Origin of the sequence: Mucilaginibacter celer (assembly GCF_003576455.2) — a bacterium.
Classification (GTDB): Bacteria; Bacteroidota; Bacteroidia; order Sphingobacteriales; family Sphingobacteriaceae; genus Mucilaginibacter; species Mucilaginibacter celer.
Genome location: NZ_CP032869.1, coordinates 6466333 through 6489726 on the forward strand (window position 1 = coordinate 6466333; position 23394 = coordinate 6489726).

21 protein-coding genes are annotated in these 23394 nt (G+C 43.2%); 14 read left to right on the top strand and 7 right to left on the bottom strand.

All coding sequences use genetic code 11. The features are described 5' to 3' along the window. Positions 1-44 precede the first annotated feature (44 nt). Positions 45-668, bottom strand: a complete 624-nt coding sequence (locus HYN43_RS26970; RefSeq protein WP_119406964.1) for a polysaccharide deacetylase family protein — start codon at positions 666-668, stop codon at positions 45-47. 102 nt (positions 669-770) lie between these two features. Here HYN43_RS26970 and HYN43_RS26975 point away from each other — a divergent pair, with 102 nt between their 5' ends. The 5 genes from HYN43_RS26975 (at position 771) to HYN43_RS26995 (ending at position 5811) form a co-directional block, all read left to right on the top strand. Beyond that, positions 771-2156, top strand: coding sequence for a TolC family protein (locus HYN43_RS26975; protein ID WP_119406965.1), 1386 nt, complete (start codon positions 771-773; stop codon positions 2154-2156). Between the two features lie 40 nt (positions 2157-2196). Beyond that, positions 2197-3537, top strand: a complete 1341-nt coding sequence (locus tag HYN43_RS26980) for an efflux RND transporter periplasmic adaptor subunit (protein WP_119406966.1) — start codon at positions 2197-2199, stop codon at positions 3535-3537. A 538-nt stretch (positions 3538-4075) separates the two neighbouring features. After that, complete coding sequence (locus HYN43_RS26985) at positions 4076-5083, top strand: NAD(P)H-dependent glycerol-3-phosphate dehydrogenase (RefSeq protein WP_119406967.1); 1008 nt, start codon at positions 4076-4078, stop codon at positions 5081-5083. Positions 5084-5112: 29 nt separating this feature from the next. After that, positions 5113-5424 carry a hypothetical protein gene (locus tag HYN43_RS26990; RefSeq protein WP_119406968.1) on the top strand — a complete coding sequence of 104 codons (312 nt, stop codon included), beginning with the start codon at positions 5113-5115 and terminating at the stop codon, positions 5422-5424. Positions 5425-5481: 57 nt separating this feature from the next. After that, positions 5482-5811 carry a hypothetical protein gene (locus HYN43_RS26995; RefSeq protein WP_119406969.1) on the top strand — a complete coding sequence of 110 codons (330 nt, stop codon included), beginning with the start codon at positions 5482-5484 and terminating at the stop codon, positions 5809-5811. Positions 5812-6025: 214 nt separating this feature from the next. Here the strand turns inward: HYN43_RS26995 and HYN43_RS27000 are convergent, their stop codons facing one another. From HYN43_RS27000 to HYN43_RS27015, 4 genes are all read right to left on the bottom strand, one after another. Beyond that, the gene (locus tag HYN43_RS27000; protein ID WP_119406970.1) at positions 6026-7867 is read right to left on the bottom strand and encodes a DEAD/DEAH box helicase; all 1842 of its coding nucleotides are present in this window, start codon (positions 7865-7867) and stop codon (positions 6026-6028) included. Between the two features lie 204 nt (positions 7868-8071). Next, positions 8072-8713, bottom strand: coding sequence for a response regulator transcription factor (locus HYN43_RS27005; RefSeq protein ID WP_119406971.1), 642 nt, complete (start codon positions 8711-8713; stop codon positions 8072-8074). Continuing rightward, positions 8700-10634 carry a sensor histidine kinase gene (locus HYN43_RS27010; protein WP_119406972.1) on the bottom strand — a complete coding sequence of 645 codons (1935 nt, stop codon included), beginning with the start codon at positions 10632-10634 and terminating at the stop codon, positions 8700-8702. Before HYN43_RS27010 ends, HYN43_RS27005 begins: the two co-directional genes overlap by 14 nt. A gap of 135 nt (positions 10635-10769) precedes the next feature. Further along, the gene (locus HYN43_RS27015; RefSeq protein WP_119409144.1) at positions 10770-11237 is read right to left on the bottom strand and encodes a DUF4293 domain-containing protein; all 468 of its coding nucleotides are present in this window, start codon (positions 11235-11237) and stop codon (positions 10770-10772) included. An 87-nt stretch (positions 11238-11324) separates the two neighbouring features. Here HYN43_RS27015 and truA point away from each other — a divergent pair, with 87 nt between their 5' ends. Next, positions 11325-12155 (top strand): tRNA pseudouridine(38-40) synthase TruA, encoded by an 831-nt coding sequence (truA, locus tag HYN43_RS27020; protein ID WP_119409145.1) that lies wholly within the window; start codon positions 11325-11327, stop codon positions 12153-12155. A gap of 190 nt (positions 12156-12345) precedes the next feature. Beyond that, the gene (locus HYN43_RS27025; RefSeq protein WP_119409146.1) at positions 12346-14097 is read left to right on the top strand and encodes an ABC transporter ATP-binding protein; all 1752 of its coding nucleotides are present in this window, start codon (positions 12346-12348) and stop codon (positions 14095-14097) included. Between the two features lie 74 nt (positions 14098-14171). Here HYN43_RS27025 and HYN43_RS27030 read toward each other — a convergent pair whose 3' ends face one another. Beyond that, the gene (locus HYN43_RS27030; protein WP_119406973.1) at positions 14172-14375 is read right to left on the bottom strand and encodes a hypothetical protein; all 204 of its coding nucleotides are present in this window, start codon (positions 14373-14375) and stop codon (positions 14172-14174) included. 342 nt (positions 14376-14717) lie between these two features. Between HYN43_RS27030 and HYN43_RS27035 the strand changes: the two genes are divergently transcribed. The 5 genes from HYN43_RS27035 to HYN43_RS27055 all read left to right on the top strand — a co-directional run bounded on the left by HYN43_RS27035 (position 14718) and on the right by HYN43_RS27055 (position 18766). Further along, entirely contained in the window at positions 14718-15596 is an 879-nt protein-coding gene (locus HYN43_RS27035) for a cell division protein FtsX (RefSeq protein WP_119406974.1), read from the top strand. 130 nt (positions 15597-15726) lie between these two features. Beyond that, complete coding sequence (locus HYN43_RS27040; RefSeq protein ID WP_119406975.1) at positions 15727-16005, top strand: DUF3098 domain-containing protein; 279 nt, start codon at positions 15727-15729, stop codon at positions 16003-16005. Between the two features lie 88 nt (positions 16006-16093). Next, positions 16094-16888: an undecaprenyl-diphosphate phosphatase gene (locus HYN43_RS27045; protein WP_119406976.1), complete on the top strand. Its 795-nt coding sequence runs from the start codon at positions 16094-16096 to the stop codon at positions 16886-16888. Between the two features lie 148 nt (positions 16889-17036). Beyond that, positions 17037-17759 carry a tRNA pseudouridine(55) synthase TruB gene (gene truB, locus HYN43_RS27050; RefSeq protein ID WP_119406977.1) on the top strand — a complete coding sequence of 241 codons (723 nt, stop codon included), beginning with the start codon at positions 17037-17039 and terminating at the stop codon, positions 17757-17759. An 80-nt stretch (positions 17760-17839) separates the two neighbouring features. After that, positions 17840-18766: a bifunctional riboflavin kinase/FAD synthetase gene (locus HYN43_RS27055; RefSeq protein WP_119406978.1), complete on the top strand. Its 927-nt coding sequence runs from the start codon at positions 17840-17842 to the stop codon at positions 18764-18766. A gap of 84 nt (positions 18767-18850) precedes the next feature. Here HYN43_RS27055 and HYN43_RS27060 read toward each other — a convergent pair whose 3' ends face one another. Next, positions 18851-19471 (bottom strand): LysE family transporter, encoded by a 621-nt coding sequence (locus HYN43_RS27060; RefSeq protein WP_119406979.1) that lies wholly within the window; start codon positions 19469-19471, stop codon positions 18851-18853. A gap of 164 nt (positions 19472-19635) precedes the next feature. Between HYN43_RS27060 and HYN43_RS27065 the strand changes: the two genes are divergently transcribed. Together HYN43_RS27065 and HYN43_RS27070 are read left to right on the top strand one after the other, a co-directional pair. Continuing rightward, positions 19636-20562 carry a cobalamin-binding protein gene (locus HYN43_RS27065; protein ID WP_119406980.1) on the top strand — a complete coding sequence of 309 codons (927 nt, stop codon included), beginning with the start codon at positions 19636-19638 and terminating at the stop codon, positions 20560-20562. Between the two features lie 184 nt (positions 20563-20746). Further along, a complete protein-coding gene (locus HYN43_RS27070) occupies positions 20747-23302 on the top strand; it encodes a family 20 glycosylhydrolase (protein WP_119406981.1) in 2556 nt (851 codons plus the stop codon). Positions 23303-23394: the final 92 nt, after the last annotated feature.

A 23394-nucleotide genomic window follows, 5' to 3' on the forward strand; every position in this document is an offset into this window, starting at 1 on the left:
TTTTATTAACAATGGCATTTGTTTTAATCGTCAAAATTCTCCCTTCAGGGGGTTAGGGGGCCAAAGCTATACCCCCCCTTACTCCAAACCTCCAAAGCCCTCGGCAAAACGTACTCCAACCGTTTAAAAGCTTTGAGGCTATCATGAAACACCACCATCGATCCCGCTTCGGTATATTTCAGCACGCCTTTCAAACAATCCTCCGGCTTCAGTGTCATGTCAAAATCGCCGCTCAGCACATCCCACATAAAAATTTTTAAACCGGGTTTGGCTGTTTTTAAAGCTTTAATCTGCGCCCGCTTAATACGCCCGTAAGGGGGGCGAAACAGCGTAGTATCCAGCAATTCATCTGCATGTAAAAAATTATCAACATAGGTTTGCGTTTCGGTTTTCCAGCCTTTTAAATGGTTAAAAGTGTGGTTACCTATGGCGTGGCCGCCTGCTTTTACCTCTTCAAAAATGTCGGGATGTTTGCGTACATTATCGCCAATACAAAAAAAGGTGGCTTTGGCATTGTATTGTTTTAAAATATTTAATACAGCTGGTGTAACAATTGGTATAGGGCCGTCGTCAAAAGTGAGATAAATACAAGGGGTAGTTTGGTTTACATCCCAAATCAGTTCGGGATAAAGCTTTTTCAGCAGTCGCGGAGTTTTAACCAAATACATACGGATCAAGACAATTGTGTTTTATTCCCGATTAACAACATTTAACAAAGATAAACGCTGCAATGTAATGAACAGTTGCTTAACATTGTATAGAAAAACCTTATGAAACTAAAATTACTATCAGTAAAGGCAACGCTCATTTGCACCATCATACTTAGCATGTTTGGACTTAATGCGGGTGCACAAGAGGTAATAGGCCTGCAAAAAGCCGTTGATTTGGCGCTTGAACGCAACCTTACCATTAAACAAGCCCAGTTTACCGCGGCAATTACCGAGGAAGACCTGAAACAATCAAAAAACAATCAATTGCCAAATTTAAGTGTAAGTCCGCAAACATCATTTAATTTCGGCCGCAATATCGACCCATCAACCAACCAGTTCGTTAACCAGCGAATTTTGGCTGCTAATGGTAATTTTAACTCACAAGTAACGCTGTACCAGGGTGGTCAGTTGCGCAATACCATCATCCAAAACAAAATTTTGCTTGATGCTGATAGGACAAATGTTGCCAAAGTAAAGAACGACCTGATATTAAACGTAGTTACAACTTACCTGTTAGTGCTAACCAACCAGGATTTGGTTACCGCAGCGCAACAACAGATTGATATTTCGAAAATAGCATTAGACCGTGCCCAGAAAAATTTTGATGTGGGTAACCAGACACTTGCCGATCTGTCGCAGGCTAAAGCACAAGTATCAACCAATGAGCTTAATTATACCAATGCTGAGAATCAGCTGGAGCAATCCTTATTAACGCTAAAACAGTATATGGAGATGGACCCGGCCACCGATATCAAAGTTGAAAGGCCCGATATAAGCAAACTAAAAGATGTTAAGATACTTTATGATCCGCAGGATGTTGTAAAAACAGCTACCGCCGTTAACCCTGATGTGATTTTGGCCGATCAACGCCAGAAAGCCGCCGCGCAGGGTATTAAAATAGCCCAAAGCGGTTATTACCCCTCGGTAGTATTATTCGGCGCGGCAGGTTCATATTTTTCGGATGCCAAGAATATAGCTTATACCGATCCATTTTCCGGCGATATCGTCAGGTTTAAAAGCAATCCTTTTTTTAGGCAGATAAGCGATAACTTTAACCAAACAGTAGGCTTGAGTTTACAGATTCCGATTTTTAACCGCTTTACCACGCGCACCGCCGTACGTAAGGCCAAACTGCAAAATCAAAATGCCGAAGTAACGGCGCAACTTGCCCGTAACAACCTGAGCAAAATTATTTACCAGGCCGTATGGGATTTGCAGGCTGCGGATAAACGCTATCAATCGGCAACACAAACCTATAACGCCAATAAGGCTGCTTTTAATACCATATCACAGCGTTATACAGTAGGTTTGGTTAACTCGCTCGATTATAATACATCGCAAACCAACCTCAATAAATCGCAGTTTGATATGATTGAGGCGCAGTACCAGGTAATTTTCAGGAGCAAAGTGATTGATTACTATTTAGGCAACCCGATAACCCTTTAATTAAAAACTAAAACCATAAAATATTCAATAATTCACCGTCATGGGAAAAACTACTAAATATATTCTGATAGGCCTTGGTGCACTGATCGTCCTGCTGATCGTTGCCAAAGTAACCGGTTTAATTGGCAAGCCTGCCTTAACGCAGGTTGCCGTAGAGAAGGCCGAAACGCGGATGATTAACGAAACCGTATCGGCAAGTGGTAAAATAAAACCGCATGTTGAGGTAAAGATCAGTCCGGAAGTATCGGGCGAGGTGGTTGAATTACCTATTAAAGAGGGTGACGTCGTAAAGAAAGGCCAGTTGCTTTGTAAAATCAGGCCAGATATTTTGCAATCGGGCTATGACCGTGCTGTGGCTTCATATAATACCCAAAAAGCAAGCGTTGGTAACACCAGCCAGATGCTAAAGCAGGCCGAAGCAACTTACAATAACCAGGTTGGTATTTACAAACGCAGTAAAGAACTTTACGACAATAAGGTGTTAACCGTATCTGAGTTTGAAAACGCGAAAGCGGCTTACGAAAATGCAAAAGCCGCTTTAGAGGCAGCTAAACAAAATGTAGTTGGTTCGCAATACGGTTTGGCTCAATCGCAGGCTTCGGTGAAAGAGGCTCAGGACAATCTTGCCAAAACCACTATTTATTCACCTGTTGATGGCGTGGTATCAAAACTATCTATCGAAAAAGGCGAACGTGTATTAGGTACCCAGCAATTTGCCGGTACCGAGATCATGACCATATCTGATTTGAGCAAAATGGATGTGAATGTTGATGTGAACGAAAACGATATCAACAGGATCTCGCTTGGCGATTCATCAAAAATTGAGATTGATGCATTTTTAGGCAAGAAATTTACAGGTGTAGTTACCGAAATAGGCAGCTCGGCCAACGTAGTAGGTACCTCGGCCGATCAGGTGACCAACTTTACGGTTAAAGTAAGGATCAACCCCGAATCGTACATCGCGTTGTTGAAAAAAACAGCCGATAACCCATCACCATTCCGCCCGGGATTGACAGCTACTGTTGATATCAGTACCAATTCGGCCAAAGCTTTATCAGTACCAATTCAATCGGTAACTACCCGCGAAGAGAAAAAACAAAATGATGGCCCGCCGAAAGCTGATGACGATAAAAGCAAGCCTCAGATAAGCCCGGTTGCCAAAGAATATGTGTTTGTTTTGAATGCAGGGAAACTGAAACAGGTGCAGGTAACTACCGGCATCCAGGATGATTCGTACATCCAGGTGTTATCGGGATTGAAAGGCGGTGAAGAAGTGGTTTCCGGTCCGTTCTCGGCCATATCTAAAACATTGAGCGACGGGCAGATGGTGGAGAAAGTTGATAAATCGAAACTGTTTAGTGCCGAGAATAATAAGCAGTAGATGAGTGGATGTGCAGATGTGCGGATTTCAGATGTGCAGATGAGAAAAATATAGTAAACAGAGATGCCCGGCGAAGCCGGGCATCTCTGTTTGTACCTACCCACTGCCGCGGGTTTAGCGATAGCGTAACCCGTGGTGTGTAATAGTTTAAGTTTATAACTTAAATTCCATTACCCGGAAGTTGAAAACTTCCACGGTTTTAAACCACAGGTTACGCTGCGCTAAACCTGCGGCAGATTCGATTTCGTGCGATTGCTTCGTGCCTACCCATGATATGTTTAAAAAAGGGTGTCATACTGAGCCCCGTCGAAGCATGGCGGGGAGGGTTTCTGCGCGCGACCCTTCGACAAGCACAGGGTGCGGTCCATCACACTTAATGTCATATAATCCTTCAGGGACCTCGGCTTTTATTATTCGCAATGGCGTGGAACCATCTCTTGCCTCCTGCATCTAAAAGTCTTGCCACCAATCTGCATAATATTTTATTAATTTGCTTAGCCGATGAAAACCATACGGCCATATTGCTATTATTAAGTTAATGGATAAAAAGATAAATAAGATAACAGTTGTAGGCGGAGGAAGCTGGGCTACGGCCAATATCAAAATGCTGATTGATAACACTACCGAAAAAGAAATTTTTTGGTGGATGCGCAATGCCGAGGCTGTTGACCACCTGCGTAAGTTTGCTCATAACCCTCACTATTTAAGTTCGGTAGAGATTAAATTGCCTGAGCAGAATATATCGACCGACTTAAAGCCGCTTATTGAAGCAGCAGACATCATATTGCTAAACGTACCCGCTGCTTTTTTAAAAGACGCGCTGAAAGATATTACCCCGGCCGATTTAAAAGGCAAAAAAATAGTATCCGCTATTAAAGGTATCGTACCCGACGAAAACCTGATAATTGCCGAATTTTTGCATCAAAAATACGATATATCGTTTTGTGATTTTATGGTGATCAGCGGGCCATGCCATGCCGAAGAGGTTGCGCTCGAAAAATTATCGTATTTAACGATAGCCTCGGGCGATACCGAACTGGCCGCTAATTTTGCCGGGATGATCAATACCCGTTATTTGAAAACAATCGTATCTGATGATATTTATGGTACTGAATATGGCGCGGTTTTAAAAAATGTATATGCTATAGCCAGCGGTATCTGCCACGGCGTGGGCTACGGCGATAACTTCCAGGCTGTACTGATCTCTAACGCCATACGCGAATTGGAGCGTTTTGTGGCCGCTGTGCACCCTATTGACAGGGATATCAAAGAATCGGCCTACCTTGGCGACTTGCTCGTGACCGCCTATTCGCAGTTTAGCCGCAACCGTACGTTTGGTAATATGATAGGGAAGGGCTACACCGTAACATCGGCACAGCTGGAAATGAACATGGTTGCCGAGGGCTATTATGCAGTAAATTGCCTGCACGAGGTTAATAAACAGTATGGTGTAAGCATCCCCATTTGCGAAGCTGTTTACGCTATTTTATATCAAAAACGCTCGCCGGTGGTTGAAATGAAAAATTTGGCCGAAAAATTGAGCTGATTTAATAAAACAAACTTAATTAAGTCGCTATGAAAAATCTGCTGAAAATAGCTTTATTAGCTGCCGGTACCTTTATGGTTGCGCCGGGGTTTGCCCAAACGCATCAGGATTCAACCCTGGGTGGAAAAATCAAGAAAACCACTAAAAAAATAGGCCATAAAACATCTGAAATTGCCGTGAAAGGCACTGCCGCTATTGTAGATAAAAAATACGCCGGCAAATCGGGACCTAATGGTGAAACCATTTATATCGACAAATATTCGCACTATTTTTATGTAGATAAAAAAGGTCACCGCGTTTATCTGAAAGAATCTGAACTGGTTAACAAACCTGCCAATTAATAAAATTAACCAAGCCCTGCGGGGCTTTTAGTTTAAAATACCTTACCTGTAATTGCTATGAAGAAGCTTGCTTTAATGCTGTTGTTTGCCGCTACTGCCACCGTATTGTATTCCTGCTCAAACCCGCCTGCGCCCCCCGCGGTAAATAAAAAGCTGGAAGGTAACTGGAAATCAAAGGATGGCGCAACCAAACTTTCTATTACAGATAAGGATTTTATCCTGGATGACGGCCAAGCCAGTAAAGAGGATTATTTTGTAAAAGGCGATACCATTTATACCTCGTACGAAGGAGCCCGCCCTTTCACTAAGTTTGCTATAAAGGAACTTACTGATAGTAAACTTACGCTTTGCTATCCGGATTCGGATATTGTTGAATTTAACCGTTAGTTTGGAGCTTAAAGCGGAATGCTTAAGGCTGAAAGCTTTGCTAATGAGTTGAAGAAACTCAAACGTGTATAAAAACAAAAGCCTTCGTTCTCCGTGTGCAGCGGTACTTAAGGCTTTGTTAACAAAACTAAACTAAAACTAATGCTTCTTACTAAAGGAAGCTCATGAAAACCACCACATGCTTTGCACATGGTGGTTTTTTTATGCCGGATGATTAAAATCTCCTTCTACGTTCCGGACGATCTTCACTGCGTTTGCCAGAGAAATCGCGGAAACCGCCGCCATTGCTATGTTCGCGACGTTCGTTGCCACGGTATCCACCTTCACGACGGTCGCCACCACGGTAACCGCCTTCACGACGATCGCCGCCACGGTATCCGCCTTCGCGCCTGTCGCCACCACGGTAACCTCCTTCACGGCGTTCGCTGGTGCCTTCGCCGGATATTTCTATCCTTACAGGGCGGCCTTTGTATTCGGCTTCTTTAAAGCTGCTCATCACTTTATCAACATCCTCGTTCTGAACTTCAAAGAATGAATAAACACCTTTAACATCGATTTTACCTACGGTACGACCGCTGATTTTAGTAGTGTTACAGATGTAACCTAACAAATCGCCACGGTTAAACTCATCTACCGAACCAAGGTTGATGAACAGACGGGTGAAATTACCGCGTACACCGTTACCACGCTCGCCACGATCTTCAAACCTGTTACGGCCTTCTTCAATGTTGGCGTTTAGGTCTGGTGCGTTTTTATAGTAATCCAAAAAGCGGTTAAACTCGATAGATGCAAAGCGTTTAATGAAATCCTCTTTGGTGAAATCTTTAAACTCGTCGTATATACGTGGCAGGTATTGTTCAATCTGCTCTTCGTTTACAGTTACGTTATGTACTTTGTGAACAATAGAGAACAGTTGTTTTTCGCAAACATCAAAACCGGTCGGGATTTCAGCTTTAACGAATTTTTTACCAATAACACGCTCAATCTGGCGAATTTTACCTAACTCTTTAGCATTAACGATAGAGATAGATACACCTGTTTTACCGGCACGGGCTGTACGACCGCTACGGTGGGTGTAGTTTTCAACCTCATCTGGCAATGAATAGTTAATAACGTGTGTTACGTCGTTAACGTCGATACCACGGGCTGCAACGTCAGTAGCAATTAACAATTGCAGGCTGCGCTCACGGTAGCGTTTCATTACTTTATCGCGTTGTTGCTGCGAAAGGTCGCCGTGTAATGAATCGGCATTGTAGCCATCTTTAATCAACGATTCGGCAATTTCCTGGGTTTCAATTTTGGTACGGCAAAATACGATACCAAAAATATCAGGGTTAAAATCAACAATACGTTTAAACGCGGCATACTTATCGCGGGCACGTACTATATAGTACTCATGCTCGATATTGGCATTGCCGGTGTTTTTTGCGCCCATAGTAAGCTCGTACGGATCGGTCATGTATTTTTTAGCGATCCGCCTAACTTCTGCAGGCATGGTGGCCGAGAATAGCCAGGTTTTTTTCTCTTCGGGTGTGGTAGATAAGATACTATCAATGTCTTCCTGAAAGCCCATGTTGAGCATTTCATCAGCCTCGTCCAATACTACATACTTCACAGCCGAAAAATCAATAGCCTTACGGTTAATGATATCAAGCATACGCCCTGGTGTAGCAACTACAATCTGTACGCCGCGTTTAATCTGGCGCAATTGATCCATAATACTTGCTCCGCCATAAACAGCAACAACGTGTACGTTGCTCATTTTTTTGGAGTAGTTCTTAATGTCGTTCGCGATTTGTAAACAAAGTTCGCGTGTGGGGCATAAAACAAGTGCCTGTGGGTGATTTTCTTCGAAATCAAGCAGTTCTAAAAGTGGCAGGCCAAAGGCAGCAGTTTTTCCGGTCCCGGTTTGGGCTAATCCGACAAAATCGTTGCTGCCTGTTAACAATACCGGGATTGACTGCTCCTGGATTGGTGTAGGATTTTCAAATCCTAACTCAGAGATGGCATTAACAATATCATGACGGATTCCCAGTTCAATAAATGGGTTGTTCATGAATTAAAATAACGAATTTGGCAACATCGCCAAATCGGGCGCAAAGATAGTGTTTATTATTTTTAATTACAATAGATGCCCATGAATTAGTTGGCGGCAGGCGTATTTATTATCATAATGGTTTTAATTTGCTGAAAAAAAGCAACTTAATTATAAGTTTTGTAATAGAAGGTGCGCTTATGCTGGTCTTAAACTAATAAAATATCAGCTTACTATCTGGTTATTTAGCGCAAAAACTATCAGCTCGGTAATGTTTTTTACTTCCAGCTTACGGAAAATATTTTTGCGGTGAGTCTCAATGGTGAGCGTGCTCAGGAATAGTTTGTTGGCAATCTCCTTAGTAGTGAGCCCATCTTTCAACAACTGAATTAACTCTATTTCCCTTTTGGTGAGTTTATATTTTTTAATCAGATCATCATTATAAGGCTGCTTAAATAAAAGCGGCTTACTGTTGTGGAAATAGGTATTGCCGGCTATTACGGTATTGATTACGCTGATCAGTTCATCGGTAGTGGAGGCTTTGGGGATATAACCATGGCCATATTGCATGCACTGTTTAATCACCGAACTTTCCTCATACATAGAAATAAAAATGATTTTGATGGCCGGGAAATCTTTTCTGATCCGGATAGCGGCTTCAATACCGTTCATATGGGGCATCAGCACGTCCATCAGTATCAGATCGGGTTTTTTAATATTGAGCAATTGCAGCAATTGTTTACCATTAAGTACCTTATCCATAATGCGCATATTGGGCACACGCGCCAATGACTGCTCCACCCCGAACGAAAACGTTGGGTGATCTTCGGCAATTACGATATTGATAAGTGTATCAGGTAAAATCATTTGCCTGGTTAATTTTAAAAACCGGAATAGTTATTATAAACGTCGATCCTTTTTTACTGCTGTCGATATGCATCTGGCCATTTAAAAACTCAACACGTTTGGCAATGTTACGCAGGCCTATCCCGCTTTTGTTGGTTACATTGTTCATACCGATGCCGTTATCTTCAATAATAATCTGGATACAGGTATCCAGCAGGGCCAGCTGTACCGAAGCTTCGCTGGCATCCGAGTGCTTGGTGATATTGCTTATCAACTCATTAATTATCCGGTAAATGATGATGGCGGTTGTATGGTCGGCCATGGTTTCATCACCCTCGGTAACCAGCTGAAATTTTATTTTGCCATGGTAATTTAATGCATCTACACGGTTTTGCAATGAAAAAAATAAACCATCGTCAATAAAATCGTGCGGAAGCAAATCGTGCGAGATGCTGCGCACATCGTCTGTTATTTTATTGATGAGTTCCATCGTGCGCTCATAGTCGGCCGCTTCCTTTTTATTGCGCGGTTTTGCCGGGGTGTTGCTCAGGTGAAGTTTGAGGGTACTTAGGGTGGCGCCAACGTCATCGTGTAAATCGCGGGCTATGCGTTCGCGTTCGCTTTCCTGCACTTTAATAATTTCGGTGGTCCAGTTGTTGCGCAGGGTTACTGTTTCATTAAGCGCGTGGATGCTGTTGTTTTTCTCGTTTTTATATTTAAAAACAAAAATTACCGTAAGGGCCAGGATCTCGAAGGTAAAGGCTACCGTTATATTGCCCGGCGAAATAAAAAACAGCTGGCCAACCCGTAAGGCATTAAGGATAAAATCAAGAAAAGCAAGTAGCAGGAACACCGTAGATATAGAATACAATATAGTATAGTAATGCCGCCTGATGATGCCCGCAATTATGTTTATGCCCAGTAATATAATCCCCGCAAACGACAGGTAGTACGCTGTTTGCCTCCCAATAGAAACAAAGGCATTATCAAAAGGGAGCAAAAATGCGTTTAGCAACACAATAACAAGTACAATTACAGCTAATATTTTATATCCCCCAAACAGTTTATAAAACACTGGATACTCCTGTTTTTGGTTAACAAAGAGCTGGAAAATGTTGAATGAGAGGTAAACCGGTAACAGCAGGAATAATGATTTAGGTAAAAGCACCCAAAGCCGGTAAAGCCAATCGGGAAAAGTGAACGAATCGAACAAAAACTCGTTGAGATTAAAGCCGATAAGCGTAAACACATAGGCCGCATGCCAAAGGTGGATGCGGTTTTTCAAAGCAAACCAAAGCAGTATATTAAATACCAGTGCAAACATAAAGTAGCCAATATATTTGCCTATCAGGAATGAATAGCGGGTTTCCCACTGCAGGTAATCGGCTACGGTGGTGATATCAGTAGGGAAGTAAATATTATCGGCATTAATGGTTTGTGCTTTAACCAGCAACAATTTTGATTGGTGTGGTTGAAGCACTATCCTGAATGATGTGCTCCGCACGGGGAAAGGACGTTTACTAAGCGGATCCATACTGGATGCACTGCCCAGGTAAGCGAGCGAATTTTTAGCCTGATTAACTTCGTAAAGGCTGAAACTGATATTGTTATTATAAAAACTCCATAAAACGGGTAGACGGACAGTAGTGTCGTTTTTTACATAGATAGCGAGCCAGTAACTGCTTTTGGTAAAACCCTGGTTAAATGAGTGAACACCATGGTTGCCTTTAAATTTTCCGGCCTTAAGACTGTCGAGCACCGCGCCGGGCGAAAGTTTGTTGCTGCCATCTTTAAACCAGGTGTAATAGTTGCTCAGCTCATCATTAACGGGGCCTTTTACAAAAAGGGTATCCATTTGTTGTGCCCGGGCTTTGGTGCATCCCAACGCCATGAACAACAAAACTAAAACCAGGTAGGGTGCACGGATTAAAAGCCTGTTCATCAGATAAGTTCATCAGTAAAAATAGCAGTTTAAGCTTTTACTGTAATACCTGTTAACAGGTAATTGTAAACTATCCGGAAATGTGGATTTAAAAATCTGTTTTACAGATGTTTATGATGGATAGAAATAAGGAGTTTATCTTAACCTATCGGCCGAACGCACCAGTTTTTCATCCTTTTGAATACTTTTTTTAGCCAGGATGATGAGTACGATGCTTAATGAGGTAAGGAATAAGCCAATACCCATAGTGCTTGTATCCAGCGTAATGCTGCCGGCAGCGCCTTTAACGGTTTGTGCCATCCAAAAGCTATAGCCAATAAGTACCAGCATGGCGCTGTAGCACAAAGCTATCTGCTGTTTGCGGTTTTTATATAAAAAGATGATAACCAGCGGAACAATGGCAACTATGGCGGTAATTACCGTAAGGGCCACAAATGATTGGGTATGTTGCTGTACACCGTTTACGTCCTGGTAAATACCGGTAACCATAATGCTTGATGGTTTATCATTAATATAAACATTGTGGGCAAGCGGGAAAAAGAACAGCGCGAACAGCACAAGGCTGGCGAATAAAAGATAAATGCTTTGAATGCGTTGCAGCATGGTGTTAAAAATTATAAAGGCAAATATAAATGTTTTGCTTATAGGCTGTAAATGTATTTGAGCCTGCCACATCAGTATGACCAAATTATGAAGCCGCAAGCCTTGCTTATTATTAACTTTGCCTTTGTGAGCCAACAACGCTATTTTATTGAACTTGCATATAACGGTACCAGCTACCACGGCTGGCAAATACAACAAAACGCCGTAAGCGTACAGGAACTGCTTAATAAGGCACTAAGCACCATCCTGCGCCAGCCCATAGAAACAACCGGCTGCGGCCGCACCGATACCGGCGTGCACGCCAAAGAATTCTTCGCCCATTTCGATGCCCAATTCGCCGAAGGCGAAACCAATGCGCTCGAAAGCACCCCCTTCAGGGGGCGGGGGGGGCTAAACGCCCTGCTGCCGTACGATATCGCCATAAAAAATGTGATCCCGGTACACGCCGATGCCCACGCCCGTTTTGATGCCACGGCACGCTCATACCAATATCATATTCACTTTAATAAAGATGCTTTTTTGCATGGGTTTTCGTGGCAGCTGCGCGATGAGCCAAACCTGGAGCTGATGAACCAGGCTGCGGTTATGATGATGGAGTATATTGATTTTAGCTGTTTCAGCAAATCAAACACACAGGTAAAAACCAATAACTGCAAAATTACCCGCGCCGAATGGGTGAAAACAGAACAAGGTATTGTATTTCATATCACGGCCGACAGGTTTTTGCGTAATATGGTACGGGCTATAGTAGGCACACTGATGATGGTGGGCAGGGGCGAGATGCCGCCCGAAGGCATCCGTGAAATTATTGAAAGTAAAAACAGATCGAACGCCGGCACCAGTGTGCCTGCCTGCGGGTTATATTTAACGGAGGTTAAATATCCGTACCAGCTAACGCCCCGCCCCCTAACCCCCTGAAGGTGGAACAATAGTGCTAATGAGGTTTTAGGATTTATAATTATACATTAACTTTGATATAGTGGCTAAAGATAAAAAAGATAAGCAGGATGCGCCGGCAACGGCACAAACCAAACAAGAGGCACCCCCTTCAGGGGGCGGGGGAGGCGTAACCGGAAAGGCTCTCGACTGGAAATTGCTTGGCCGGGTAATGCATTACGTAAAGCCCTATAACAAAACATTTGTTGTAGCCACTTTTCTAACCATTTTTATAGCCGCCAATGCCCTGCTGCAGCCTATTCTTATTCAGCGCACATTGGATATTAATATCCTGAACGATGATTATAACGGCCTGGTTTTTATGGTTGAGCTGATGATTGGCCAGTTAATCATCCAAACTTTTGCTCAGTATTACCAAACCTATTTAACTAATGCCCTGGGCCAGTATGTGATCCGCGATTTGAGGATTGATATTTTTAATCACATTACCAGTTTAAGGCTAAAATATTTTGATCGTACGCCTATCGGGATGCTCATCACCCGTACCGTATCCGATCTGGAAACAATTGCTGATATTTTTTCCGAAGGTTTGATCTCTATTATGGGCGATATGCTGCTGGTGATAGCAGTTATCGGCTACATGCTTTGGCAGGATTGGAAGCTGGCACTCATTACCCTCATCCCTATGCCATTCCTGTTCGCTTCAACTTATGTATTTAAGGAAGCCATTAAATCATCCTTCCAGGAGGTGCGTACACAGGTGGCCCGGCTTAACACCTTTTTGGCCGAACATATCTCGGGCATGAGCGTGATCCAGATCTTCGCCCGTGAAGACCAGGAGATGCGCAAGTTTAAAGCCGTAAACGAAAAATACCGCGACGCCAATATCCGTTCTAACTGGTATTACTCCATATTTTTCCCGGTAGTTGAGATTTTGTTTGCTATTTGTATGGGCCTGCTGGTATGGTATGGCTGCAAACGGATGCTTTCGGATAGCCAGATTGCCGCCATAACCTCATCCGGAAAAGGTATTACCCCCGGGCTCATCACCAGTTTCATCGTACTGCTTAACATGCTTTTCAGGCCTATCCGCCAGCTGGCAGATAAATTTAACACCCTGCAAATGGGCATGGTAGGTGCCGATCGTATTTTTAAAGTGCTGGATACCGACGAAGTTGCCGAAAATAAAGGCACCCTGCGTACAGGCAGGCTACAGGGCGATATCAGCTTTGATAAGGTTTGGTTTGCTTACAACGATGAAAACTGGGTGCTGAAAAACATCAGCTTCCATATTAAACCCGGCGAAACACTGGCCCTGGTAGGGGCAACCGGTGCCGGCAAATCATCAACCATCAATATTCTTAATCGTTTTTATGAGATAGGGCAGGGCTGTGTAAAGGTTGACGGGCACGATATTCATGATTATGATGTAAACTACCTGCGCTCGCAGATAGCCACCGTAATACAGGATGTGTTTTTGTTTAGCGATACCATAGCCAATAACATCAGCCTCAATAATCCAACAATAACCCGTGATGAAATTATAGCCGCCGCTAAAGATGTAGGCGCGCACGATTTTATTGAGCGCTTGCCCGGCGGGTACGATTACAATGTGATGGAGCGCGGCTCAACGCTTTCGGCAGGGCAATCGCAGTTGATTTCGTTTATCAGGGCGCTGGTTTACAATCCCGCTATTTTGGTACTGGATGAAGCAACCTCTTCGGTAGATACCGAGACCGAGATCCTGATTCAGAATGCCATCAATAAACTGATGCAGGGCCGTACCGCTATAGTGATAGCCCACCGCTTATCAACCATTCAAAATGCCGACAGGATCATTGTGCTTGACCACGGCGAGATTATGGAAATGGGTACCCACCAGGAACTGTTGAAAATTGAGAACGGGCATTACCGTAAGCTGTACGATCTGCAGTTTAACTCGGCGGGGATAGTTAAGTCGTAAGTCTTAAGTTCTAAGTCGAAAGTTGCAAGTTTTATTTTGTTTCCGAACGCGACTTACGACTTTTGACTTAGAACTTATGACTTCGGAACACTTTTTACCGAATGCACCGGCTGCTCTTCCTTTTCGTGCTCTTTGGCAATATCGCCGCCATGCGGGTTATCGGCATGGTATTGTTTATCCTCTTTGCGTATTTTGCTTTTATGCCCCTCATCGGCCGGCCTGTGGGTCGGGGTATCTGATGGCGAGGGTTTATCTTTTTGGTTTGCTGGCTTTGTCATAATGATTTACAACAATGGCAAGGGCGCTTTGTTTAGGTGTCTGAACCGCTGATCAGAATGATTACGTTGATTTCGCTGATTTCATCTGGGGAATTTAAGAATCAGCCTCATCCGGAAGACGGTTCAGAAAAGAATCAACGTAATCAACGTAATCATCCCCATCAACGGTCAGTGTTAATAAATGTTAAATCTGTTTAGCTAAAGGGTTATTAAACAATATTTATAAGTAATAAACTTTTACCTTTATGGTGGGTTTCTTATTTTCGCACAACTATGATGTAAGCATAAGGAGGGAGCTGATCTCAAATCTCGTATCTTACATCTAAGATCTAAAAAAGGTAAATGGAAGAATTTGAAGCAAGTGCATCGTCAAAAAAAACCAAAACCATATACATTTCAACTGTATTTGGTATAGCCATGGTGTTGTTAATGGTGGGTTTACTGGGCCTGATATTGGTTTACGCCAAAAATATATCGAGCTACGTAAAGGAAAATATCGTACTCAATATTTTTGTTGATGATGCCGCGCACGAAAGTGATGTATTACAGCTTCAAAAACAGTTGGATGGCAACATTATGGTAAAGCAAACCCAGTATGTAAGTAAAGAGCTGGCAGCCCGCAACCTGCAAAAAGATCTTGGCGAAGACTTTGTGAAGTTTTTGGGTTATAACCCGCTATCACAATCGGTAGATATTTACCTGAAAGCCGAATATGCCAACAACAAGGATATCGAAAAATTTAAAGCCGAACTGCTTAAAAACCCGTTAATAAAAGAGGTGAAATACCAGCAATCGCTGGTTGACCAGATGAACCAGAACGTAACTACCATCAGTTTGATCATCCTTACCTTTGCCGGAATTTTTGTGGTGCTTTCGGTAGCGTTAATTAACAATACCATCAGGTTGGCCATTTATTCGCAGCGATTCCTCATTAAATCAATGCAGCTGGTTGGCGCTACCAAAGGTTTTATCCGCAAGCCGTTTTTGTTGTACGGCATCTGGCATGGTTTGTTAGGCGGTTTAATAGCAATTATACTGTTGATAGGTACACTATACATTGCTTATGATAACGTACCCGAACTGGTGTTTTTACAAAACTACTATGATTTTGGCGTTGTGTTTTTAGGCGTGGTTGGTCTGGGTATTTTTATATCAGGCTTCAGCACATTTTTAGCAGTTAACAAATTTTTACGTTTAAAAATATACGATCTGTATAGATAAGGTTAAAGGCGAAGGGTAAAAGCGGAAAGGTTTTGAAATTCGCCGATGGAAAAAGATTAAGGTAGCTCAAGGTTTTTGACCAACCCTCAATCATTAATTCACTAACTCAACAATTCAAAATTAAAAAGATATGGCACAAAAAATTAAACCTACAACAACTATAAAAACATCAGCCTCGGCCGCCGCAGCTAAACCTGTAGCGCCTGCGCAACCGGTACAGTTTATATTTGATAAAAGCAATTATAAATTTCTGATCATCAGCGTGGCTATTGTTGCTTTGGGTTTCGTACTCATGTCGGGCACTACAGATATTTACAGTGCTACCAAAATAGTTATCGCCCCGGTTGTGGTACTGGCCGGTTTTGGTTTAGGCTTTTATGCTATACTTAAAAAGCCGTCGGTTAATTAATAAATATTAACAGGAGTGCCTTTTCAGGGCAGGTAAGTTTGCTTACCTGCCAACAAATATATAACCCCAATCAACCCCCTGAACCCTAATGACACTCATCCACGTTATTATCCTGGCTATTATTGAAGGGATAACCGAATTTTTGCCCGTATCATCAACCGGGCACATGATTATTGCCTCATCAGTAATGGGCATAGCTGCCGATCCTTTTGTAAAGTTATTTACCATCGCCATCCAATTAGGAGCCATCCTTTCGGTTGTTATTTTGTACTGGAAACGATTTCTGCAATCAGTTAATTTTTATTTGAAACTGTTTATTGCCTTTATCCCGGCAGCTATTTTCGGCGTACTTTTTAGCAAGAAAATTGACGCTCTGTTGGAGAGCGTATATGTAGTAGGCATTACCTTATTTGTTGGCGGCATTATTTTGCTGTTTGTTGATAAATGGTTCAATAAACCGGTGGTAAAGGCCGAAAAAGATATCAGTAATTTAACTGCACTTAAAATTGGATTTTTCCAATGCCTGGCCATGATTCCTGGCACTTCACGTTCAGCAGCCACCATTGTTGGCGGCATGACCCAAAAGCTTAGTCGTACAGCCGCTGCCGAATTTTCGTTTTTTTTAGCCGTGCCAACCATGTTTGCAGCCACAGGTAAGAAGCTTTATGATTTTTACAAGGAGGGACATGTTTTCACCGGCGATGAGATTAAGCTTTTAGCTATAGGTAACGTTATTGCCTTTGTTGTGGCCTTATTGGCTATAAAAACCTTTATAACTTTTGTTGAACGCAAAGGATTTAAATTATTTGGTTGGTACCGTATCATTGTAGGTGCCATAATCATCGGCCTGATGTTAAGCGGTTACCAACTGCAAAACGTTTAATTTAAAATTTTTTAATAAGCATAAACGGGGCCGGTGAGCCCCGTTTATGCTTTATGGCCTTTTCGGCAACATCGGCAATATCTTCAATCAAATCATAAATTGTACCTTTGTACAAATCCGGCTATACCGCGGATCGATTTAACAGGATTTGAAGAACTCGTACACCAAAATAGAAGAATTTGCCGAAGGCCAGTTATTGCTGGTTAACAAACCCTACCAGTGGACCAGCTTTGATGTGGTTGGCAAACTTCGTAACTCATTTAAACCGCTTAAGTTAAAGGTAGGCCACGCTGGCACGCTCGATCCGCTGGCTACCGGGCTGCTCATTATCTGCACCGGCAAAATGACCAAGCAGATAGATACCTTCCAGGCCGAAGAGAAAGAATACACAGGTACTATGGTGATGGGCGCTACTACACCATCGTACGATATGGAAACCCAGCCCGATAAAAGTTTTGACATCAGCCAACTTAACGAGGAGGTGCTCCGTAACAATTGCAAACAGTTTACCGGCGATATCCAGCAATACCCGCCCGCACATTCGGCTATAAAGGTTGATGGTGAGCGATTGTACGAAAAAGCCCGCCGCGGCGAGGATGTGGAGCTTAAGTTACGCAATGTAACCATAACCCAATTTGAGCTCACCCGTGTTGAATTACCCGAAATTGATTTCAGGGTAGTATGCAGTAAGGGTACTTATATCCGCTCGCTGGTGCATGATTTTGGGGCGGCTTTGGGTAACGGGGCCTATTTGTCGAAATTGAGGCGTACCCGCAGCGGGAATTTCAAAATTGAGGATGCCTGGGAGGTAATGGAACTGGTAAATACCATCAGGGATTTGAAAGTATCGGATGTGCATACTGCGCGTTAACTAAATTTACAAAGCGCAAACACTCTGGGCGGTTAATCCCATCAACTAAAAATTAACTTTGTGTTTTACTCATATAATTAATGAGGGTTTACAATAATATAAACGATTTTAAGGCGGTAAACAATGCGGTAGTAACCATCGGTACATTTGATGGCGTGCATGTTGGTCACCAAAAAATAATAGCAGGTATTAAGGAATTGGCCGATAGCATAAGCGGCGAAACGGTGATCCTTACCTTTTTTCCACACCCCCGCATGATACTGCATCCCGAAGACGAAAGCATTAAGCTGATCACCACCATTGATGAGAAAGCCGAATTAATGGAACGCCTCGGGGTTGACCACCTGATTATTACCCCCTTTTCGCGCGATTTTTCCAACCAAAGCGCCGAGGGATATATCCGCGACGTGCTGGTAAATAAAATAGGCACCAAAAAAATAGTGATTGGCTATGACCACCGCTTTGGTAAAGACCGCCTGGGTGGCCTGGACGATTTGCAGCGCCTCGGTCCGGTTTATGGTTTTGATGTGGTGGAGATTCCGGAACAGGATATTAATGAGGTGGCCATTAGCTCAACCCGCATCCGTACAGCCTTACTCAATGGCGACATCAGCCTGGCAAACACCTGCCTGGGTTACCCGTTTTTTATTACCGGCAAGGTGGTGCGCGGCGACCAGATTGGCAGGCAAATAGGATACCCTACCGCCAACATCGTAGTTGAAGAAAAATACAAGCTCATCCCATCCGATGGGATATTTGCGGTAACGGTTACAGTTGCGGGCAAAAAATATAAGGGAATGGCCTACATAGGCAGCCGCCCAACGGTTAATGGCCTCACCCGCAACATCGAGGTAAATATTTTTGATTTTAACGAGGAGATCTACAACCAAACCATCCGCATGGAATTTCATCACTACATCCGCGGTGATGTGAAATTTGCATCGCTTGATGAGTTGAAGGTGCAGTTGGCGCAGGATAAGGTGGATGTTCTTAATCTTGATTTTTAGGATTTTAGGATTGCCTTGAATTATGAGGTGTGTAGAACGGCATCCCTATATCATGAAATCCTCAAATCCTGAAAATCATGGTTTCTATTTAAAGAAAGTTAAATAAATCTGTTTTACTACGTGATATGCCGCAAATCCGAAAAATAGTAAGGCTATGCTGGTATTGATCAGTTTGTTGCTCAAAGCAAATTTCTCCTTAATATACTTGGCAAATTTGGCATAGAGAAATAAACATAAAAACGAGCCGCCTGCCGATCCGAGGCTGAAAATTACCAGTGCCACGCGCCCGTCTAAAATCCATTCGTGTGTGATGAGGTAAGTGCCTGTCACCATCCAGAAGGGTATTTGCATTGGGTTTAAAAAGCCCAATAAAATGCCGTATTTAATGCTGGCATGTTCGGAGTAGTTTGTTTTTGGAGGGGTGTTACGGTGTATCCAGGTGATGTATCCCATTACACTGAACAACACAAACATTACCCAATCGATAATGGTACCAAGGCTTAACTGGCCCGAAAGCCACCTTGCCGCGTGCATAATAAAGTAGGTAAAGAAAAATTCGACTGCCGAAAACGCAGTGATAAAACGCACAGCTTCCTTTATCCCACGGTTTATGGTGATCTGTACTAAAGTTAGGTTTATATTACCGGGCGGTATGTAGCCGATGAAATTAGCTATGAGCCCGATGAAAAACGTTAAAAATATCATCGCCGTAAAGATAGGTTGTTAATGTGCAGATGTGCAAATTTCAGATGTGCAGATATATTGCGCATCTGCACATTCGAAATCTGCACATCTGCACATCTGAAATTTGCACATCTGAAATTTGCACATCTATAATTCTTACATTTGCAACCTTTTAATTTGTTAACATGTCAGCTCAAAAAATAGTTTCATTACTGCCAGCCGCTACCGAGATAATTTGTGCCTTAGGATTGGAAGAGAACCTGGTGGGGAGATCTCACGAATGTGATTTTCCTGAATCGGTGAGGCAGTTGCCGGTATGCACCGAAGCTAATTTTACCGATGGAATGAGCAGCATAGATATCGATATCAAGGTAAAAGGGATTCTGGCCGATGCGCTTTCGGTTTATACCGTGAAGCGTGAACAGATTAAAGCGCTTAAGCCCGATGTAGTAATAACACAGGCCCAATGCGAGGTTTGCGCCGTATCATTAAAAGATGTGGAAGAGGCGCTGGAAAGCTATTTAGACAAACAGGCCAGGATCATTTCCCTGCAACCAAACAGCCTCGACGATATTTTTAAGGATATAGCCACAGTTGCTGCTGCTTTCAACGTGCCGCAGGCAGGTGCCGGTTTATTGGAGAGCCTGCAGGAGCGTGTTGATATCATTAAACATAAACTTAAATTTATAGAAAGCAAGCCCACCGTGGCTTGTATTGAATGGCTCAATCCTTTGATGATATCGGGCAACTGGGTGCCCGGCCTGGTTAATATTGCCGGTGGAACTGCATTGCTGGCGCAGGATGGTAAACATTCGCCATACGTGCAATGGGAGGACATAAGGTTACAGGATCCGGAAATTATAGTGGTAATGCCCTGCGGTTTCAGTATTGAGCGTACCATGAAAGAAATTAATCTGTTGCTTGAACTGCCCGGTTTTACCGAACTAAAAGCCATTAAAAACGACAGGTTGTATATTGCCGATGGTAACCAGTACTTTAACCGCCCCGGCCCGCGGATAGTGGACTCGATTGAAATTTTGGCCGAGATTATCCGCCCTAAACAGTTCATATTTGGGTATGAGGGTGACGGTTGGATTAAGTTTTCTTTATAAGTCGTAAGTAAAAAGTTCTGAGTCTTCAGTGAGATTGGTGTATGAACTGATAACTATGACTATTCTGCGTGCTGGCTTATAACTTTTTACTTATGACTAAGTACTTCAAGAAATTACTTATTAAAATAATTTAAAAAGTAATTATATTTACCTGTCTGCTATCTCACAGGCACAGTAATCAATTATGAACAAACTTTTTACGATGATGGTTATCGCCGCGGTTTTTGTGTGCAGCGGTTTTAAATTTATTGATGATAAAAAACCGAACATAGCCAACCTGCACGTCAACTGGCAGGTAATAGATAATAACTATCAAAATAAAAATGAAGCCTTAACTGCATTAATAATTACCAACAAAGGCCACGAAATTTTGCCTGCCGGCGGATGGAAGATCTATTTTAATTCGGCCCGTGGCTTTGCAAAGGCAGCCCTGAGCAACAACGCCATCATCGAGCCGGTGAATGGCGATATGTACAGCATCAGCCCAACTTCGGGTTTTAAAGATTTGAAACCCGGCGAGACCGCCCGCATTGAATTTGTTTGTGATGACCCTGTGGTGAACATTACCGATGCCCCCGAAGGTCCTTACCTGGTTTGGGATGCTCAGCCCGAAAAAGGTTACTCATTTGGTTCGTACAACATTATTCCTTTTAAGCCCACTTACCAGGGATTGATTACACCCGAAATAGTGTATGACAGGAATAAAACAGTTGCTGATATCCCGGCGGATCAATTGATTAAGGTTTTCCCTACGCCTGCAAGTTATATTGCGAGCTCCGGCACATTTACATTTGCAGCCAATATTCATACCTCGGCATCCGACACACGTTTTACCAAAGAAGCTGCGCTGTTAAATAGTTACATTGTGGCCCTTTTAGGTAAAAAGAACGGCAACCGTTATTCGGATAATGTGATATCGCTGCAATACAAAACCGGTTTAGGTGATGAGGCTTATGAAATTAGTGTAAAACCGGCCTCCGTAATTATCAGCGCATCAACCAATACCGGAATGTTTTATGGTATTCAATCATTCAAAAGCATGATTCCGGCAAATGTATGGTCTAAAGCACCTGTTTCGGTACAGATTCCTTGTGTTGAAATTGCTGATGCTCCACGCTTTGCACACCGCGCCGTGATGCTGGATGTTGCCCGTAACTTTCAACCCAAAAAACAGGTTTTAAAATTACTGGAGGCGATGAGCCTGTACAAATTAAACGTACTGCACCTGCATTTAACAGATGACGAAGGCTGGCGAATAGAAATCCCCTCCTTACCCGAGCTTACTTCGGTAGGTTCAAAGCGCGGCCATACGCTTGATAGCAAACATAACCTGCCACCGTCGCACGGTTCGGGCCCGGATGTTAACAACGCTGCGGGGAGCGGTTATTATACCAGGGCCGATTATATCGAGATCCTGAAATACGCTAACGACCGCCACATCACCGTAGTGCCCGAAATTGAAACCCCCGGTCATGCCCGTGCATCTATTAAAGCCATGAATGCCCGTTATGATCGTTTGATGGCCGAAGGTAAAAAAGCCGAAGCCGAAAAAAACTTGCTGTATGATTTGAATGATAAATCAGATTACCGCTCGGTACAATACTGGAATGATAACGTGATTGATGTGTCGCTGCCATCAACCTATAATTTTATCCAAACAGTGGTTAATGACCTGATTGGTACTTATAAGGAAGCCGGCGCACCGCTGCCAACCATTCATTTTGGCGGCGACGAGGTTCCTGCCAATGTTTGGGAAAAATCGCCTGCTTATCTGGCCCTAAAGGCGAGTAACCCCGAAATACAAAGCACCAACGATTTGTGGTATTACTTTTACGGCCGTGTTAACCAAATCCTGAAAGCAAAAGGAATCCTGCTTTCGGGCTGGGAGGAAATGGCCCTGCGCAAAACCACCTTGGATGGGCAACCGGCTTATGTACCCAATCCCGATTTTACGAAAGAGCACCTACAGGTTGATGTATGGAACAATGTTTTAGGCGGCGGACAGGAAGACTTGGCTTACCGCCTGGCCAATGCCGGTTACAAAGTGGTGTTAACCTGTGTTACCAACCTGTACTTTGATATGGCCAACTATAAATCATTTGATGAGCCTGGCTATTATTGGGGAGCATTTTTAGGGATTGATAAATTTTACTCGTTTATCCCCTACGATTATTTTAAAAATGCCGATGTGGATAAACAGGGCAATCCTATCAACAGGAACATTTTTATAGGCAAGCAACGGCTTACCGATTATGGCAAAAGCAATATAGCAGGTTTGCAAGGTGCGTTATGGGCCGAAACGGTTAAAAGCCCTGAGCGGATGGATTACATGATCTTCCCCCGTTTGCTTGGCCTGGCCGAAAGGGCCTGGGCACCCGACCCGGCATGGGCTACAGAAAAAGATCCGGCGAAAAGCAAACAGCTATATGATGAGGCTTGGGCCAATTTTCTGAATGTTTTAGGTAAGCGCGAATTGCCGCGGTTGAGCTACTACAATGGGGGCTATGATTATCGCATACCTAAACCCGGTATCAGTTTACAGGATGGAAAATACCTGAGCAATGTGGAATTTCCGGGTTTAACTATCCGTTACACTACCAATGGTAAAGATCCGGATGCAAACAGTAACGCATACACCGGGCCGGTTGATTATAAAGGCGGGATCATAAAGTTCCGCGCTTTTGATGTAAAAGGCAGGGGAGGGAATATTGCTGAAGGCGGGGATAATTTGAACCCTTGATTTCAGTTTGCAGTTTTGGGTTTGCAGTTTGCAAATCGGTAAAAGGGCTTCTGTTTTGCGCAGCAAAACAGAAGCCCTTTTTACTTAATCTT